General features: G+C 43.7%; 12 protein-coding genes. All 12 read right to left on the reverse strand.

Going from position 1 to position 18475, the window contains the following annotated elements:
* Positions 1-36 precede the first annotated feature (36 nt).
* Positions 37-2403 (reverse strand): glycoside hydrolase family 31 protein, encoded by a 2367-nt coding sequence (locus PGQ38_RS00285; RefSeq protein WP_270430479.1) that lies wholly within the window; start codon positions 2401-2403, stop codon positions 37-39.
* 186 nt (positions 2404-2589) lie between these two features.
* Positions 2590-3459: an AraC family transcriptional regulator gene (locus PGQ38_RS00290; protein WP_148461547.1), complete on the reverse strand. Its 870-nt coding sequence runs from the start codon at positions 3457-3459 to the stop codon at positions 2590-2592.
* Positions 3460-3580: 121 nt separating this feature from the next.
* Positions 3581-3877 (reverse strand): hypothetical protein, encoded by a 297-nt coding sequence (locus PGQ38_RS00295; protein WP_173718067.1) that lies wholly within the window; start codon positions 3875-3877, stop codon positions 3581-3583.
* Positions 3878-5050 (reverse strand): aminotransferase class V-fold PLP-dependent enzyme, encoded by a 1173-nt coding sequence (locus PGQ38_RS00300; RefSeq protein WP_270430480.1) that lies wholly within the window; start codon positions 5048-5050, stop codon positions 3878-3880.
* A 5-nt stretch (positions 5051-5055) separates the two neighbouring features.
* The gene (locus PGQ38_RS00305; protein ID WP_187565221.1) at positions 5056-6423 is read right to left on the reverse strand and encodes a hypothetical protein; all 1368 of its coding nucleotides are present in this window, start codon (positions 6421-6423) and stop codon (positions 5056-5058) included.
* A gap of 321 nt (positions 6424-6744) precedes the next feature.
* On the reverse strand, positions 6745-9672 hold the full coding sequence (locus tag PGQ38_RS00310) for a cobalamin-dependent protein (RefSeq protein WP_330673613.1): 2928 nt from the start codon (positions 9670-9672) through the stop codon (positions 6745-6747).
* Positions 9673-10009: 337 nt separating this feature from the next.
* A complete protein-coding gene (locus PGQ38_RS00320; protein ID WP_173718065.1) occupies positions 10010-10546 on the reverse strand; it encodes a DUF2284 domain-containing protein in 537 nt (178 codons plus the stop codon).
* A gap of 163 nt (positions 10547-10709) precedes the next feature.
* Positions 10710-12680 (reverse strand): ASKHA domain-containing protein, encoded by a 1971-nt coding sequence (locus PGQ38_RS00325; RefSeq protein WP_270430482.1) that lies wholly within the window; start codon positions 12678-12680, stop codon positions 10710-10712.
* A gap of 49 nt (positions 12681-12729) precedes the next feature.
* Entirely contained in the window at positions 12730-13134 is a 405-nt protein-coding gene (locus PGQ38_RS00330) for an HI0074 family nucleotidyltransferase substrate-binding subunit (RefSeq protein WP_270413098.1), read from the reverse strand.
* Positions 13106-13414 carry a nucleotidyltransferase family protein gene (locus tag PGQ38_RS00335; protein WP_226814871.1) on the reverse strand — a complete coding sequence of 103 codons (309 nt, stop codon included), beginning with the start codon at positions 13412-13414 and terminating at the stop codon, positions 13106-13108. Before PGQ38_RS00335 ends, PGQ38_RS00330 begins: the two co-directional genes overlap by 29 nt.
* A 288-nt stretch (positions 13415-13702) precedes the next feature.
* Positions 13703-17080 (reverse strand): bifunctional diguanylate cyclase/phosphodiesterase, encoded by a 3378-nt coding sequence (locus PGQ38_RS00340; protein WP_270430483.1) that lies wholly within the window; start codon positions 17078-17080, stop codon positions 13703-13705.
* A gap of 327 nt (positions 17081-17407) precedes the next feature.
* The gene (locus tag PGQ38_RS00345; protein WP_270430484.1) at positions 17408-18448 is read right to left on the reverse strand and encodes an alpha/beta hydrolase; all 1041 of its coding nucleotides are present in this window, start codon (positions 18446-18448) and stop codon (positions 17408-17410) included.
* Between the last annotated feature and the right edge of the window lie 27 nt (positions 18449-18475).

An 18475-nucleotide genomic window follows, 5' to 3' on the forward strand; every position in this document is an offset into this window, starting at 1 on the left:
CCTTCTCTCCACTTTCGCTTCCCGCACCGCAGTATCCTACTTTATAATCACCGTCTCATAAACCGCTTCCCTCATTCCCGGGAAGCTGCCCTCTCTACGCCCATTCACCAGCTGTCCTGCCGCATCCTTCCACTGGAATCTGGTCGTCGCATACGCCCCATTCTCAAAGTTATAGTTATTTCCTTCATCCTCATACAGCACAAACTCTCCGTCTGCCCCAGGATAAACGATAATCTGTACCGGCTTCTCTGGCTCCTGCTCTGCATAAACCAGCCCATCAGCCACCGGAATGATCGCACCCGCCTTCACGAAAATCGGGATCCGGTCAATAAGTGTCTCCACCTTCACATACTGGCCGCCCTCATATTTCTCATTTGTCCAGTAATCGTACCAGATCGTACCAGCCGGCAGATAACACTCCCATGTCTTTTCCCTGTTAAGCACGGTACTTTCCGGACCATAATACATAGGCTCCGTAACTGCACAGATCAGCAGGGATGGTCCAAACATAAACTCATTCTCCACCTTTCGCACCTCCCTGTCCTCCGGGAAATCAAACAACAGGCTTCGCATAATGGTATAATCCTCAAAATGTACCGCCCCTGCCAGCGAATAAATATAAGGCATAAAATGATATCTCAGCTTGATAAATTTCTCGATAGCATCATAGAACATAGTGCCCTTTTCCCCGAAATTCCAGATTTCTCTCGGCGTATCTGTACCATGAGACCGGAACATAGGAAGAAATGTTCCCATCTGAAGCCAGCGTGTATAAAGCTCACAATATCCCTTATCTTTCACACCCTCATTATATTTTCCCTGCCAGAACCACTTGGGCTCCGGATCCGTGTTGCATCCGCATCCACGGTTCTGCCACTTATCTGCAACTGTGAAAAAGGCTCCGATATCCAAGGTCCAATAGGGATAACCGCTCAGTCCCATATTCAAACCTTCTACGATCTGGATCTTCAGATTCTTCCAGTCCGCGCAGGTATCTCCAGACCACAGCATAGCTGCATACTTCTGACCAGATGCATAACCGGAACGTGTCAAATTCAGTACACGCATATCCTCCCGATCCTTTCTCTGGTTCTCATAAATTCCCTTTGCATGCTCCAGGGCAAAAGCGTTGGCCACAGCAGGATCCAGGTATTTCTTGTGCTCGCCTCCAACCAGCTGGAAACGCTCCCAGGGCTCTCTTTTCACCGCACCGCCCCAGTCCGGACCGGAAAACGGCTCTGTGGAGTCACACCACCAGGAATCAAAGCCCTGGTCAAACAGCCCCTCCTTCGCCTGTTTCCAGTACATTTCTCTTGCTTTTTCATTAAAAGCATCATAGGTTGCATAATCATACAGAAGATATCCGGCATCAAAAAATTCCTGATGATTTTTTCCTCCGGCATTCATATTCGGCCATACAGAGACCATGCTGTGGGCATGCATCTCATGAATCCGCTCCATGCACTCCTTGTTATCCCCATAACGGGACTGATCCAGAATCTTCTCCCCCCAGTTGCCCGGATCCCAGGTATTCCAGTCCTGAACCACACAATCCAGCGGAACCCCGATTTCTCTGTAATGGCGTACAATTTCCTCTAATTCTTTGGAAGTATAATACTGCTCCTTGGACTGAATATAACCATAAGCCCACTTCGGCAGCATCTGCGCCTTGCCTGTCAAATAGCGATAATCATGGATAATTCCATCCATGGTATTGCCGCCCATGAAATAATAATCGATCTGATCCACTGTATCCAAAAACAGGTAAGACTCCCTTCCCTCATCATTAAAAGTCATCAAAGAACAGCAGTCAAACAGCACTCCATATCCTTCTGTAGAAACAAACAGAGGCATTGGAATCCTCATATTGTGCTGGTAAAGATACTGATTGTGTCCGCGATAATTGTAAATTCCTTCCTCCGCCTGGCCAAGACCGTGAATCTCTTCCTCCTCTTTCCAGTCGAAAAATACCCTTGCACGATAACCGTCGCGCACCTTCTCCGGCTTCAGATTCTGAATAAAGTTACGCTCACCGTCAACTGTTTTTACACGGTTGATAACCGGCTTCTCACCTCCAGTTGTATACCGCACTACATCAATTTTTGTTAAATCTGCCTTATCCTGTATGCACCACCTGGTTCCGTCCGCGTGCTTCCACTCTATTCTTCCAGATGAAAGTTCCAGAGAGACCAGAACTTTTCCAGTCTTTAGTTCCAGCTTTTCTTCGTTTTCCTCTGCTGCAAACTCAACTGCCGGATATTCCTTTTTTTCAATAATAAGAGAGTCGTTTCCCTTAATCTCCTCTTTTCCAATTACACAGCGGATAATTTCCTCTGTAACCGGAATCAGCCGGTATAACATTCCTACCGCTTCCGTCTGTACATACCTGTCTGTTTTTATCATTTTCCATTCCCTCCGTTTTTCAATCCCCTTTTTTTACGTTGTCTGTCTGAAAGAGCCTCTTGCGTGATAATAAATTCCAACGAAATTTTCCATTACATAAAAAGCTGGCACATCAGGACAAAGCTTCCTACTTTTATCCTAACATGCCAGCCTGAAAAAGGTCTATGTCTTATCTGCTCCTGAATTTTAATTATTTTTACTCTTCTCATATCCGGGAGTTTTTCCCATATGCTTCTTATATAATCTGTAAAAATTGGAAATATTATTGAACCCACATGCCAGGGCAATCTCAGTCACATTTGCCCCATCCTCCCGAAGCAGCTCCCGGGCCCGGTTCACGCGCAGACGTGTCACATAATCACTGAAGCTGATGTTGGTGAACTTACGGAAATAGGAGGAGAAATAGTTGGAGCTCATATAAACAGACGCTGCAACCTCCTCCAGCGTAATCTTCTCACAATAATGAGCGTTTATGTAAGTAAAAGCCTGCTCCAGACGTTTCATGGCATTTTTCTTTTCCCGAAGCATTTCACCGGACTTGGTCTCATCCTGATAAGCCCGGATCAGCATGGTCAGAATCCGCAGAACATTCGCCTTAATCATAAGCGGATAGCCCTCCTTGCGCTCCTGCCATTCCTGGTAAATCTCCTGTATGCTGGTACGGATCTCCGTATTCACCGGTTCTTCATGGCCCACTCTATTCTTAAAATTAGTTCCACGCTCAACAAAGGGCCGCAGATATTCCGTATCAAAAGTACTGATCTTCTCTGCTACAAACTCCGGCGAAAAGATCATAACCAAAAGCTTCATTCTGCCTCCCAGAAGCTTCCAGCCATGCGGCTCTACATTATTGAAAATGATAATATCATTCTCTTCCATGGTATATTCCTGTCCATTGACGAAATAGTTTCCCTTTCCTTCCAGAACCCAGGTGATCTCAAAATAGCTGTGCCAGTGCCAGGTTCCCGGATGACTGTTGGAAGGGTTAAGCTCCACTTCTGATATCTGAAAAGGAAATTCTTTATCAAGAGGAATGCTGTCTCGTTCCAGTCTCATACTCTGCCCCCTGTAATAATCTCATGAGCACAGTATAGCAGACTTGGGTTCTGCATGCAATCAGCCTTAAAGATTATGTTATTGTTCACTCCGTGACCAGTAACACGGAGCGAGCAGTAACTTATTCTTTTTGGGGACCGGAATCCAAAAATTCTTCTAACTTTTGCAGCTCATCCTCATGCTTCCCATGAACTGCAATTCTGAAATAATCTTTTCCCTGCACTCCCTTTATCATATAATAATCATTTTCTATTTTGAAAAAAGGCTCTTTCAGCATATCCAGATACACAAAACTTCCCAGAGGTCTCAGACTTAATATAAAAGCTCTGTCTATAGGCGCATCCAGAAGGTAATCCGTTGCGAACCAGCCTGATTCTGCACACTTTTCTCTTGACGGCTGTTTTCCAAGAATTTTCATTTAATCGGCTCCTCTCAATGATACTGCAATCTGGCCTGCTGCCTCCAGAAATGCAAGGATTTCCTCTTCTTTCGTAAACCAGGAAACGCTCACTCTCACAGTTCCACTATTTTTTGTTCCCATTGCCTCATGAATCAGGGGGGAACAATGAAGTCCGGCGCGCACTGTAATTTCATAACCATTTTCCAGGATATATGCCGCATCCGAAGCCTTCAGCCCCTGAAAATTCAGGCTCATAACAGGTCCCTTACATTCCGCAAAGCTGCCATATACCTGTACCCCCGGAATTTTTCCAAGCCCTTCATACAAAAGCTTCATCATCCTTTCTTCTTTTTCCTGTATCCTGTCTACGCCGGTTTCCAGCACGAATTCCACACCGGCAAGAAGTGCCCTGATTCCAGGCAGATTCTGAGTGCCGACCTCATACTCATAATCACCGTCTTCATAAGTAAGCTGTTGACTGTTCCGCCCTGTGCCGCCATACTTCAGTGGCTTCAGCTCCAGCCCCTTTCTTATGAAAAAGCCCCCGGTGCCTTGTATTCCCAAAAGACTTTTATGCCCTGTAAAAATAACCCCATCTGCCTTCCAGCTGTCTGCATCCACCGGAATACAGCCTGCACTTTGCGATACATCAACAAGCAGAAGCAGATTATTTTCTCTTGCAAAATTTCCAATCAGCTTCATATCCTGCACATATCCGGTCACATTGGAACAGTGATTTACAATAAGGGCTGACGGATTTTTTCCTGTGTTTTCCAGAGCTTCTTCCAAACCTTTTTCCAGCGCATTCCGAGTAACTGCTCCATTTTCCAGGCAGGAAATGATTGTTACAGGATGCTTCTTTAATACCGGCTGATTCATAAGCGGGCGCAATACACTATTGTGTTCTGTCTGGGTTGCCAGGATTCCACACCCCTCTTCTCCGTAATCCAGTCCACACAGCACTGTGTTCAGGCTTTCCGTAGCACCTGAGGTAAAAAAGATCCGGTCATGAGCATGGATGCCCAGCAGCTTTCCAAGCTTTTCCCTGCACCTTTCTTTTGTATCTTTTTTCAAAATTGCGCTTCCTCCCCGGAATTGCGAAGCAGGCGTGTCCATAAGACACGCCTGTACAGCTTCACATACAGAGGAAGGCTTGGGCCAGGAAGTGGCCGCATTGTTCAGATAGATCATCTAACTCATCCTTCCAGGATATTGAAATCCATAACCTTTGCAATTTTTTTGATCAACCTGGTATAATCACCAAAAATCAGAACCTGATGATGTCCAAAGCCAGCCAGATTGTGCATAAACTCCCTTGCATCATCCATCTGGATATAGTAATACGGGCTGCAATAGGTCTCGGCATATTCCGAACGGATTACTTTTCCTTTCTTAATGCACATGGTATCACCTGCCGGATTGAAACGACCAAGTGTAATATAATCGTCTTCGTTCTGTGTAAAATCAACCTGAAGCTTACCGCCGAAGCCCTGTCCGGTAAATGCCCACAGCTTGTATTCCAGCGGTTTTGTTCCGTATCCGTTCATACAAAGGGCCGGAACTGCATGATGGATCCTGAGCAGCTCATCTGTCTCATGATTTGGATTTCCCATAAAGGCCGGACGGTTTGCAGCGTATTGCATGATCAGCATTGCCATAAGTGCATTCAAGTCTTCCTCGCATCCGCTTGGAATTCCCTCATCCTTCATAATTGAATGACACATGCATGGTGTAAATTTACGGTTCTGTGGAATTTCCGTCGTACAAAGCTCATGACAGGCTGTGGAAAATGCATTGCAGTCATAAATATCCATCATTTTCTTTGCTGCAAGATAGTATTTGATATCGTTGATAAACCAGTCTGTATTTACCTGGGTATCTGTAGAGCCTGCAATCAGCTTCTCGGCAATCGGCTTAGCCTCTTCATCGGTAATCTGATCCATATATTTGAAAATAGAAGTAAATGGAAGCTTGATTACCTCGAATCCATAGCGCTGACGAAGGATCTCAGGATCACGGATAAGACTCTGGATTCCAAATGTAGGCTGTGATCCAGCAGTCAGCACAAGTGCTCTTGTATTGCGAACTGCTTTTCTTACCCAGAGAATATGTGCGATCTCATTTACATCCTGAAGATCCATTGCCACATATGCTTCCACGCCAATTGAGCGGCAATATGCTGCAAAATCAATGCCCTCATTTCCATTCTGCCAGATAATGACCGGTTTTCTGTAGCGTTCCAGCTTCGGAATTCTCCATCCCATGCAAAGGAAGCAGTCAATTTCATCTACATCTTCACCGATCTTGTCGAACATTTCTTTTTCTACAACAAAGGATTCATTATATCTTACATCCAATGCCTCTTTAAATTCAACCTCGCTAATCACGTCCTTCAGGGCCTCTACAGAGCTTTTGAAGGTTTCATCAGCAACCTTTGTCTCTGCCTCTACAGTCATGTCTTCTTTTCGTCCGGCACGGCACGGTCCCTCCCAGAAATGAGTATGTGTCAGACAACCGATCAATGGTCTTACAACAAGTTTTACATCCATAGCTTTCTGTTTCATAGTTTGAAATACCTCTTTTCCCCATTCAATTTTTGTGTTTCCCCCGCGTATTAATTTCAATTATATCTTTTAAAAAAACTTTTTCTTCTATTTTCTTCCTGTTACTTTATACTTTCTTATTGTTTTTTTGTACTAATTGCACAAATATTATAATTATTCCTATTAGTTTTATATGAATTATTGCACGTTGTATATCTCATACAGACAACGCAAAGCGCCGACAGATTTACCTGCCGGCGCTTTGTGGTTTTTATTATGGAGTTAACAAAATAAACTTAATTTGAATATGAGTTTGCTTCCGTCAATAGGATTGCATATGTTTCAGCGTCCCAGAGACTCTACAAAAGTTCCCTTCACATCGCTCCAGTTGCGGTCCGCATAATCCAGAAGATAAGCAGCCTGCTCCATGGACATTTCCGGGAAAAGAAGGAAAAGGCTGTGGGAACCGTATTTATTTACAATTCGGTCTACGTTGCGGATCCAGTCTTCAAACTCACCGGAATATACCTTTACCCAGATGGATTTGCCTGCTGCAATTGCTTTATCATAGATCACATCCCAATCCGGAAGGGTTCCGTCCGGACCGGCATCACCGCTGGTCCACTGAAGAGCATCAATTCCCTCAATTTCCATAAGCGCATCCATGTGCTTAATTGCAGCCGGACCATCCAGATGATAAAGTACATGATCCACATTTTCAGACTGACTGCGTAAGGACGGCTGGATATATTTACGGAAATCTTCCGGTGACATCATTGCTGAGAAATCGCACTGAAGCTTCACCGTTCTGCCTGGTCCCCAGATCTGGAATACGGTGTATGCATTTCCGCCTTCTTCATCTTTGATAACATCATAAAAACGGTCATAATATTCATAATAAATGTCCGTTACCTCCTGGATTCTTTCCCCGATCATTTCCGGCTCATCCAGAAGATCAAACAGAATATCCTGCGCTCCGCGAAGAGAGGCAAGAACATCAATGTTTTCCATAAGATCCGGCATATCCACATAGAAGTCATCTCCGGCAAGTGCCTGACAATCCTTTGCAAGCTGAAGATGTTTCTTAAACCATTTATTCTCCGGATCAAAGGTCAGCTTCGGCACACCGTCCCAGCCGTCCAGACATTTGTTAAACCATACTGTATCTTCTTTAAACCCAATTTCAGAACCAAGATAAGAAGCAAGTGAGCCTGGTCCAAAATCAATATTCAGATTCGGAAAGCTCTCTCCAAGGAATGCATGTGTCTGGCAGAAGTAACGATAGCGGTCAACAATTCTCTGAGGGTTCTGGTATTTGTCCTCCATATCTTTCCACTTCAGTTCTTCCGGCATATTATAGTATTTTCCCTGACAGATCTGATCCAGATAGCCGCCCTCTACAGGTGTTCCGTCGGAGTACTGCTCCACCTCAGGTCTTCTTGCGATTACGCACATAAGCGGTCTTCCCGTGTTCTTATGCGCCCAGTAGTTGCGGAATTTCTCTTTGGCAGCTTCCATATTTACTTTGTAGCCTTCACCAGGTTTCGGAAGCTGAATTTTGCTCAGATCCACTTTATCCTTTACAAAATGAGGTGCCTCATGAAGCGGTCTGCGTACCCAGGTACCATTGGTTTCGGATGTTTCGTAGGAATCATCTTCCGGAGTTTCTTCTGCATCCGGCTCTGACTTTGTCTGCGCATCAGTCATCGCAATATTTTTCTCTTTGTCTTCCGCACCTGCAGTTACGCTTTCCTCGCCCTTTACTGAAACCTGGTCAAATTCCCCGGCTGCTGCCTTTGCACAGAATCCGGATTCCGCATATTTTTTTGCACACTCTGCTGCAGAAGCTGCATCCTCTGTGTATGCGTCTGCTCCGATCTCATCTGCAAACTCCTGGCTGATAGGCGCACCGCCAACCATAATCTTAATACGGCTTCTGAATGGCTGTGAAAGAAGTGCTGCTACTGTGTCACGAAGTGACGGCATTGTAGTGGTAAGAAGAGCGGAAAGTGCTACAATGCTTGCTTCTTTGTGCTTATTTACCTCATCAATAAAAGTCTGGATCGGCACATCAACACCAAGGTCAATTACTTCGAAGCCTGCACTTTCGAACATCATTCCAACCAGGTTTTTACCAATGTCATGAAGATCTCCGGCAACCGTTCCAAGAATGATGGTTCCTGCGCTTCCGGCCTCTCCGGTTGCAAGATATGGCTTCAGTACTTCCACACCAGCCTTCATGGCTCTGGCTGCAGCCAGCATCTGTGGTACAAAAATAATCTCTTTCTTAAAGTTATCGCCAACAACTGCCATGGCGCCGATCATGGCGTCGTTGAGGATTGCAGTTGGATCACATCCTGCATCAAGTGCCTCCTGGACAGCCTGTCCGATTTCTTTATTTTTTCCATCCTGGGTTAATTTGAAAACCTTCTGCATTTTCTCATCAAGCGGAGATGCAGGAGCCGGCTGAGCGGCTTCCTCGGATGCTTTGTTTCCGAATTTATCAATATACTGCAGGCAGTATTCATCACGCTCCAGAAGTGCGTTTGTTGCATAGATCATACCAATCATGTTTTTGTTGGTCGGATCTACGATGGCACTGTCCATACCAGCATTCATAGCAAGAACCATAAATGCCTGGTTAATATTTTTTCTCACCGGAAGTCCGAAGGAAATATTAGAAAGTCCGCTTGTAATGTGGATCTCCGGATATTCGTATTTGATTCTTCTGCAGCAGTCTGCAAATACAGTCAGCGCAGTCTGGTCTGTTCCCAGGGTTACAACCAGTGGGTCAATATGTAAACGGCTTGGTGCAATGCCGTACTGTTTCGCTTTTTCCATAATTCCGAAGAAAATTTTCATACGACGCTCTACGGAATCCGGAATTCCATCGTTATCGCAGAGAAGGGCTACGCACTCCCAGTCTGTGTCTGCGATCACTGGAAAAATCGTGTCAATTTTGTCTCCTTCAAGGGAAACAGAGTTAATAAGTCCCGGTCTTTTACAAAATGGAATGGCTGCCACACAGGATCTTGCACTTGGACTGTCCACACAGATTGGTGTATCTGTCACTTCCTGTACAAGGTCGATCATCCATTTCAAGGTTTCTACTTCTACAGCCTCTTCTACTGAGGCACATACGTCCAGAAATGTGGCTCCCGCTTCTGCCTGCATTCTGGCTCTTTCTCTGATCAGGTCCGCATCCTTCTCAGCAATGGCTTTTGCAACTGACGGAATGGATCCGTTCAGCTTCTCACCAATAATAATCATGGCATTTTCCCTCCAATATGAAATTGTAATTGCTACTGTTCACTCCGTGACCAGTAACTTGTAATTTTCTGTCACAATCTTCTCCGCAAGCTGTAACAGTTTCGTTCTCTCCGCTGCAAGTCCTCCGCTAAAAGGACTTGCTTTTTACAAATTCATTTTATATCAATTGGGGGAAATTCCTCTTCTGTTATTTTCTCATTCGATTATACTATCTTACTGTGAATAATTTCACAGCTTAATGCATATGCAGGATTTCAGAGCAAAGCATCGTAAAATACTCACATATACAACTTTTCTTTGCGAAATATCTAACCACCTGCATTTCATCTTCCCAGTTTCACTTTAATAAATAACAGCTGGTATACGCAATCTTTCCAGGACCATAATAATAGTCAAGGTGGTTTGCCTGACAAACCTGCATGACCAGCATTCCATAGGCTTCCATAGAGGAAAAGGCCTGGTCCGGAAAGCGGCAGGGAGCGTCCGGACAGGTACAGGTTTTGCATTTTGTGCAGCAGCCTGCGCCCATTGGAAGCATATTCGGGTAAAATTTCCGCAGATCTTTTTCCAGGCTGTAAAAGGAGGCTTTGTGCATAGCTTCTGTGCGCATCATGCCTTCCCCATCCATGGAATCCTCCAGCTGTCCCACTGTCTGTACCAGGATTCCAAGTTTATACTTTCTTACTCTTTGTTTGCATTCCTCCAGGGTTCCGCAGCCGGGCGGACAACTCCAGCATTTGTTGTATTTGTGACAGGAATCGGAGGCGCACATCTGGCGTACTTCTGGCTTTAGTTCAATGGTATCGCAGGCCAGGGGTACCACGTTGGTGAAACCGTGGGACAGGCATAGTTGTTTTAAGTCTTTGAAATTCATGTCTCTAATCCTTTTTTAATCATTATTATCCACAGATAACAATATGCAAAAACATTTTATAATTCTCTGTCTTCTATTTTTATATCTTGTTTCTATTTTTTATCTTGCTTCTATTTTTATAAAATCAGCACTAAAATTTCCTGTAATAAACACGGAAATCTCTTTACCTTTCAAATCCCAGCTCATCTACGAAACAATCCTGAAATTCCGGGCAGGCCGCCAGTTCCAGAAATTCCATGTTTCGCACTGCATTTTCAATCTCGTGACGCTCATTCTTATTTAGCAATGCAATCTTAGCACCTTCCCCGGCGATATTTCCCACACATTGTACTTTCTTCACAAAACTTTCCGGGATCAGCCCAATCCGGGCTGCGTTTTCTGCACTCATATAATTGCCGAATCCACCTGCCAGATACACGGTCTGGATCTGGGATTCTTCTATGCTTCTTTTCTTTAATAAAAGCTGGATTCCAGCGGCAATGGCTGCTTTGGCAAGTTGAACCTCGCCAATGTCTTTCTGGGTAAGATAGACTCCGCAATCATTCTCAAAACGCGACTGCCCACTCCCATTTTTTTCGTTTCTCTGTAGGCACTCCGTTTTCTCACTTTGCGCATCCTCTGACATATTCTGCTCACATTGGGCAAAAACAGTTTCTTGTGGTGGCACAAGCATAAACGTGTCTGATCTTTCCTGCCCACTGTGAAGAATTCCATTTTCCTCTAACAGACCTGCACGCAGAAGCTCTGCCACCAGATCAATCAGCCCGGAACCGCATAGGCCTACAGGCTTCTCACCGCCAATTGTGGTATACTGCCATTTTCCATCTTCATATTTTACATGATCGATAGCTCCCGGAAGCCCCCGCATTCCGCACTGGATCTTCGCCCCTTCAAAGGCTGGGCCAGATGCCGCGGAGCAGGCTGCCAGGCCATATTTATTTCCAAGAATCATCTCTGTGTTAGTTCCGATATCCAGCATTAAAGTTATTTCATCCTTCAGATCCTGTCGAAGAGCCAGAAGACAGCCACTGGTGTCTGCGCCTATGTATCCGGCGATATTCGGAAGAAGGAGCAACTGGCCTTTTTGGTGGATGTGAATACCATAATCGGCTGCGCGCAAAGTAAGGGACTGACTGATTGCAGGCGTATATGGCGCATGTACCAAAGAAGCCGGGGAAATTCCAAGAAACAGGTGGTGCATACAGGTGTTTCCAACAAGACTTACCTGATAGATATCTTCCACTCCAGGCATCCATTCAGCGCTTTTCGTCTTGCCATTGACAGTTTGATCATTCACTTTTTTCCTTCCACTTGCTATTTTGGGAGCTTTTTGAGTTTTTACAATAAGACTTTCCAGTATTTTATTTATTGTCTTCTGCACGCACTTGCTCAGCGTTTCTGTGCCATGTTCCAGCGCATAATTGGCTCTTTGAATTACGTCTCCGCCATACTGCATCTGAGGATTCATTCTACTTTCTACTGCCAAGTTTTCCCCAGTTCTACCATCCAGAAGATACCCCACAATTGTAGTCGTTCCAAGGTCGATTGCCGCAGTAAAAATCCCATCACCTTTTTCACCACTACTATTCACTCCATGGACAGAATCTTCATGGACGCCAACAATTGGTCTTAAATCAAGGATTTCTTCATCTGTATAGGCTACTTGCCACTCTGGATTGAAGCTTCGTTTTTCATAGAGACTTCCGGCAAGTTTTACATCTGTTTTTATACACCCATAATCTACATCTGACGTTCTTTTATTGTCTGAGATTCCATATACGTCTTCCACCAGCCGCTCCCACTCTGACTTTTTTTCCCCAGTCTCCGGCTTCTCCAGCCACACTGTTTTCACCTGCAATTCTGGCTGGAAATTCACCTTTCTGGAAAATCCTTCTCTCAAAATTTTACCTCTATTTTTCTTCCCGGGAATCTCCACCTGACAGTCCTTTTCCACCTTCGTCTGACATGCCAGCACAGGCTTTCCATCTACCTTCACCAGACATTTCCCACAGGTTCCCTGCCCTCCGCAAGGCACATCCGGCGCAAGCCCCGCCTGAATCTCCGCCTCCAGAACGCTGGTTCCAACCGGAACCTCTATACTAATCTCTTCCCTCACAAAATACACCTTAGCCATAACCCAAACTCCCTAAAAACAACCGACCGGGCATGCCCCGGTCGATGTATTATTCTTTCAGCAATTTTTCAACAGCCTTTTTGAAATCGTATAATTTATCAATATACACATGAACAATTGTCCCGCAATGTTCTTTCACAATCACTCCATCATAGTCGTGTGCAAGCTGATTTCTTACTTTCAGCATATCCATCCACTCATCACCAGTAATCAGATTCGCCTGAAATGATTCTCTGAGAACTTCTCTTGGTGAGCCAGTGACAAATCCAGTTATTGCATAATACTGTACCAGAATATCTTTCATAACCTTCCACGCCAAGTCAAATGTAATACTGAATTTAGCACTGATTCCACTAAGTACAAAAGAATCTGACAAATCACGCTGTTTCGCCTCCGCCAGAGAGTCCAGTGAATTTCTAAACGACTCAAATCTTCTTATAAATTTCTCGTCCATATTGTTTTATATCCTCCAACAACAGCTGATTCTGACAAGTATCAAGATCAACCAGATCAATTGTGTACAATGTTGGAATCTCTTCTAAATTCTCCTGCAAATCAAGAATTTCGTGTGAAGCGACTCCAGACACTGCAATGTCAATATCGCTCCGCTCTGTCGCAGTTCCCTTTGCCCGGGATCCATACAGAATTATCTTCTGTGCCCCATACAATCTGCACCGTTGTATAATTTCTGTCATGACCTCATCAACGCGCATAGTTTCCCCCATTTCACTCATAAAACTAATTTCATTATAGGTTAAATCCCACGCAACGTCAATTTGCAAAATCTATCTAATTTATTTCCATCAATATCCAGTATCAAATTACCCTTATCATTTTTTTCCATTTTCTCACTCATTTCCTGACTGCTATCACTGATATTTTTTCAAGTTTTTAAAATGTATTTAAAAAACGTTTGTATTTTACATTTTTTTAATTTTATGTGCTGTAGCAGATTATTTTATGCACACATAAAAAAAGAATCCGGCACAAAGCATTTTTATACACTTTGTACCGGATTTCTCTTATTTTTCTTGTACAAATTTTCTCACAAACTCTTCATACCCACAAGGCTTCCCCCAGAAATATCCCTGTGTGAATTCCGGGCACAGCTTTCGGATTTTGAGCCATTCCTGGGCACTTTCTATACCTTCGATACAAATCTTCATATCCAGATTATGAATCATGGTGCAAAACTGATTCAGAAGATAATATTCCTGCTCATCTGCAACTGCTTTCGCAGTGAAAGAACGGTCGATCTTAATGATCTCTGGTTTCAGCTCGCTGAGATAATGGAAGTTCGAGTAGCCGGTTCCAAAGTCATCCAGCGCCAGACTGATTCCCATTCGCTTCAGTTCTGTGAGAAAATGCTTCTCATTTATATTTTGTTCCAGAAGATCGCTCTCTGTCAATTCCACGATCACCGCTTCCAGCGGCAGCCCTGTCCTTTTCATTTCTGCACTGATATCCTGAATCACATCAGACTTAAAGGCCTGTACCTGGGAAATATTAATACTCATCCGGAACCCTGAAAGTATCTTCCTGATCTCACTGCATTTTCCCATAGCCTCTTTCATCATCCAGCGGCCAGCAGGAATAATCAGACCTGTTTCTTCCAGAATGGGAATGAACTCCGCCGGTGAAATCATTCCGAATTTTTCAGAGGTAAAACGCATTAAAGCTTCTGCTCCATAAGGCACTTTTTTGTCTTCAGCAAATACAGGCTGGTAAAAAGCTGTAAAGCCCTGAAATCCATTGATCACAGCTTCCCGCAGTTCCTGGGTGATCTCCCTTTTCCGAAGAAATTTTCTGTAGGTTTCCCCATTAAATATATAACAACGGTTTCTTCCCAGCTTCTTCGCCTCATTCAGGGCAAAATCCGTCAGCTTCAATGCTTCTGCATACTGATTTCCTTTTAATGCTGCAAATGGCACAATTCCTCCTGAAACCGTATAAATGACTTTAAATTCATTGGTTTCAATAAATCTGTCTATTGTTTCTCTCACTTTATCATAAAGCTTATCCGCATCCTGCGCCTCGTCAGAAGAAGCATCCAGGATCAGAAATTCATCTGCCACAAGCTTGTACACCTTCTGTCCTTCTGATGTACAGCCTGAAATACACTCCGCCGTTTTCTTAAGTACAAAGTCACCGTACTCCTGTCCGAAGTTATCATTGATTTCCTTAAAATGATCGATTCCTATACGAAGCAGATATCCTGTCTCCAAAGGAGTATCCAGCTGGTTCATATACTCCCGGAAACCAGACTCTCCCAATAGTCCGCTTACATTATCTGCCTTCTGTCTCTTTCCAATTTCGTTCACACAACCAATCATGTAAAGAGGTTTCATGTTATCGTCACGGACCAGATACCCTTTGCAATGAATCCAGATCGGCTTTTTTTTCAGATCCAGCCAACGATATTCCATGCTATGGGTGCAGCGGTCTGTTTCCAGAAGATCATCAAATTCCGCTTTCAGTTTTTCATAATCCGGTGCATATACAAATTCCTTATGCTTCGAAATTACATTATGAAAACCATTTTTGGGAATACAGAAGCGTTCAAGAGCCTGATTTGCTATGTAATAAAAATCCGACCGAAAGTCAACCACATATGGGTAATTATCTGTAGTCGGACTAAGAAGATCGATCACACTGCAAAGCTCATCCACAGACATGCTCTGAAACTTTTTCTCCTGCAGGATCACCTCATCTGTGATCTCCTCTGTCGACTGCTTACTCATACGGGAGAGCAGATTGTCCAGACCTGCTGACCGTGCCACCTTCTTTCTGCGCTTCTGACGGTACAGCATGGTATCACTTCGTCTTACAATATCCTTAAAGTCAAAATCTATATCAGGCTGATAATAAGCATATCCGGCTGACATGCTGAGTGGATACTCCAGCTTGTTCGTTTCCGCTGTTTTTTTCAAAATCAGCTCCAGCGCCTTCAGCCGTTCCGGAATCATATCCTTCTCATCGCTATGATATACATATGCAAACTCATCGCCGCCAATCCGAAAACAGTTCTTTACATTCTGAAATGCCTGACTGATACACTGATAGCATAGCTTCAGCGCTTCGTCTCCCTTTTCATGCCCAAAATTGTCATTGATCACTTTCAGATTATCCAGATCAAACAGAACTACACCTGTTGTACGAAGTTTAATATCACTTTCCTCCAGATATTTCACCATGTCCTCGTAAGCGTTTCGGTTCATGGCCTCTGTGAGCATATCCATGTTGGCTATTTTCTGCAGATAGATCACCTTTTGTTTCTGGATGTATTGATCGTAATATTGGGAAACCTGGATCCAGATCAGCATAATGATAAACAGCAGGGTTCCTATGGGAAGCAAAATGGATGTCTGTTGAAATTTCCTCAAATAATAAAGGAACATTTCTGCCATTCCGAATACTATGAGCACACACATAGGATACTGGAATTTCTTGGCTTCGTCGTTGCCTTCTTTTCTGGCCTCGTAAAGAATGAGGGCAACTGTGTAAACTGCATTGGCAACCATAATAACATGGGTTGCGGGAAGCAGCCGGAATATATCAATAATTCCCGTACACTGAAGCAGAACGTCAGCTGCCATATTCGCAAGATAAAGAATGGGAAAAATCAATGCACCTTTGTGGTATCTGCTTTTGCAGATATCATATAGCAGAAAATTAAAGGGTACCGGGAAAAGGAAGAATGAAAAATAATCTACAAAATACAAAGTTCTTCCATCCGGAATCAAAAACTGCAGGAATCCACATTGTGCCAGTGTCCATACTGCAATCAGCAATGAGAAAAATCCAAGGTTTAAAAAGACCTCTATCTTCGTTTCTGTCTTGTCTCTTCTTTTTCTTCGCACTGCTCCCAAATAAAGCAGCAGGCAGATGATACTTGCAAACAGAATCCCGCAGCTGAGCAACAGGGTTTTAAAGCTGTCCATTAAAATTTTCAGAACGCAATTGCCTCGTGTTCCGTATACAATGCTGACTTCATTTCCATAATAGTTGTCATATACTGGAATAATTCTGACCTCAAGACTTTTACCAGCGCTGTCTTCCGGAATATTCACAATGTGCCAGCAGCTTCCCGGTGACTTCATAAAGCTGGGAGCATCTTCTTCATTTCCGTATTCGTATATTTTTTCTCCGTCCAGCCACACTTCTGCAATGGTGTGTGTGGTTTTAAATAAGATTGATCTGGGATCATCGAAGTCTTCGGGCAGAGCAATATTCTCTGATTTGATTTCTCCATCTGTCAGTTTTTTTGTTTCAAACCTAATCGTATTATCCCAGAGCAATTTTTCCCTGGCTGTACTCTGACTGAATATCCAACCTGAAAAACCAATTGCAAACAATCCAAATACGAACAGGGTGATCCATAGTTTTTTTTCTATTTTCATAGTTTCTCCCTACTACATAAAATAGCACTGCTCACTAAGTGCACAATGATCACCTTGTGCTGCAATTCTGTGCAAAATTTACCCGCACAGAATATTACCTGTAAACAATGACTTACAACTCATCAAAAGATATACATAGACAGCATATCAAACCCATTTAGCTTTTTCAAGGTTTTGACAGATTTTGTTAAAACCTTTTTATTTGAGGGCAAAAAAATATCTGACGGGGCAATTCTGCCCTGTGCCAGATATTTTCTTCGTTTCTGTCAGCTTATGTGTCTGCCGATTCTCCGGTAATCACGCTCATATTAATGTATGCGACTTCCCTTATGCAAATTTCTCATCCAGATATTCTTTCAGGATTCCCAGATTTTCATCACTGTACAGCTGATCTGCCGCATGCTTATAATTATGAAAAAGCTTAAATTCCACCTTATCTGTCCCAACAATTCTTGTAAGCAGTGCATTCAGTCTCTCAGACTGCAGATACGGAACATCTAAATCCGCATCACCATGCCAGATTAATATATCCGGGCTGTTTTCCTTCGTAAGATTTTTCTCAATATAATACAATGGACTATAGTTGTTTTTCTCATCCTCAGTAAGAGCTTTTACATCCTTGCGCATCCAATAAGATTCCACATCCTCGTAGCCGGTATCTTTAATTGCCCCCTGAAGCCACAGGCTGGCCGCCCAGCGGACAATTTTGGGAATCCTCAGCTCCCTGTAATCATCTTCCATAGTTCCGAATTCCATACAGCCGTAATAGTCCAGAATCACCTGAACTTCACTGGAAACAGGATGGTTCTCATCTTCTCCGATAAATGGAACACTATTAAATTCCTCATCATTGGAAGCGCCACAGATCACTGATAAATACCCCCCAGCTGACTCTCCCCAGATTGCGAAACGCTCCGGATCGTATCCATATTTCTCTGCATTTGCACGAAGAAAACGGATCGCTGATTTCACATCTTCCACTCCTGCCGGAAAGGCTGCTTCCTGGGCAAGACGATAGTTAACGGATGCACATGCATATCCATGATCGCGGAAATAGTGGTACATCAGCTGCGCCTGACGGGACTGGCTATCATTGTATACGAAGCCGCCCCCATGTACCAATATGATCAACGGCATAGGTTCTTCACTGTCCGGCACATACAGATCCAGATAATCATTTTCGGAAGCCTCAGAATATGGCAGCTTCTCATAAGCTTTTCCACCATTCCATTTGGAAGAATCATCCAATTTCACTGATGGAGAGTATACATTATGAAAAACCACACGAACAGCTTCATGATTGTAACCGAGAATACCAACTATAGCAGCAAGACAGATTCCACCTATGATAAAACCTTTTTTCTTCATTTTTTCAACCTCTTTTCCACCTTAAAT

Origin of the sequence: Blautia faecis (assembly GCF_027662325.1) — a bacterium.
Classification (GTDB): Bacteria; Bacillota; Clostridia; order Lachnospirales; family Lachnospiraceae; genus Blautia_A; species Blautia_A faecis.

Excerpts from the sequence above, each read along its gene's own strand:
- PGQ38_RS00285 (WP_270430479.1), bottom strand. The coding sequence starts at position 2,403 with ATGATAAAAACAGACAGGTATGTACAGACGGAAGCGGTAGGAATGTTA.
- PGQ38_RS00290 (WP_148461547.1), bottom strand. The coding sequence starts at position 3,459 with ATGAGACTGGAACGAGACAGCATTCCTCTTGATAAAGAATTTCCTTTT.
- PGQ38_RS00295 (WP_173718067.1), bottom strand. The coding sequence starts at position 3,877 with ATGAAAATTCTTGGAAAACAGCCGTCAAGAGAAAAGTGTGCAGAATCA.
- PGQ38_RS00300 (WP_270430480.1), bottom strand. The coding sequence starts at position 5,050 with ATGATCTATCTGAACAATGCGGCCACTTCCTGGCCCAAGCCTTCCTCT.
- PGQ38_RS00305 (WP_187565221.1), bottom strand. The coding sequence starts at position 6,423 with ATGAAACAGAAAGCTATGGATGTAAAACTTGTTGTAAGACCATTGATC.
- PGQ38_RS00310 (WP_330673613.1), bottom strand. The coding sequence starts at position 9,672 with ATGATTATTATTGGTGAGAAGCTGAACGGATCCATTCCGTCAGTTGCA.
- PGQ38_RS00320 (WP_173718065.1), bottom strand. The coding sequence starts at position 10,546 with ATGAATTTCAAAGACTTAAAACAACTATGCCTGTCCCACGGTTTCACC.
- PGQ38_RS00325 (WP_270430482.1), bottom strand. The coding sequence starts at position 12,680 with ATGGCTAAGGTGTATTTTGTGAGGGAAGAGATTAGTATAGAGGTTCCG.
- PGQ38_RS00330 (WP_270413098.1), bottom strand. The coding sequence starts at position 13,134 with ATGGACGAGAAATTTATAAGAAGATTTGAGTCGTTTAGAAATTCACTG.
- PGQ38_RS00335 (WP_226814871.1), bottom strand. The coding sequence starts at position 13,414 with ATGAGTGAAATGGGGGAAACTATGCGCGTTGATGAGGTCATGACAGAA.
- PGQ38_RS00340 (WP_270430483.1), bottom strand. The coding sequence starts at position 17,080 with ATGAAAATAGAAAAAAAACTATGGATCACCCTGTTCGTATTTGGATTG.
- PGQ38_RS00345 (WP_270430484.1), bottom strand. The coding sequence starts at position 18,448 with ATGAAGAAAAAAGGTTTTATCATAGGTGGAATCTGTCTTGCTGCTATA.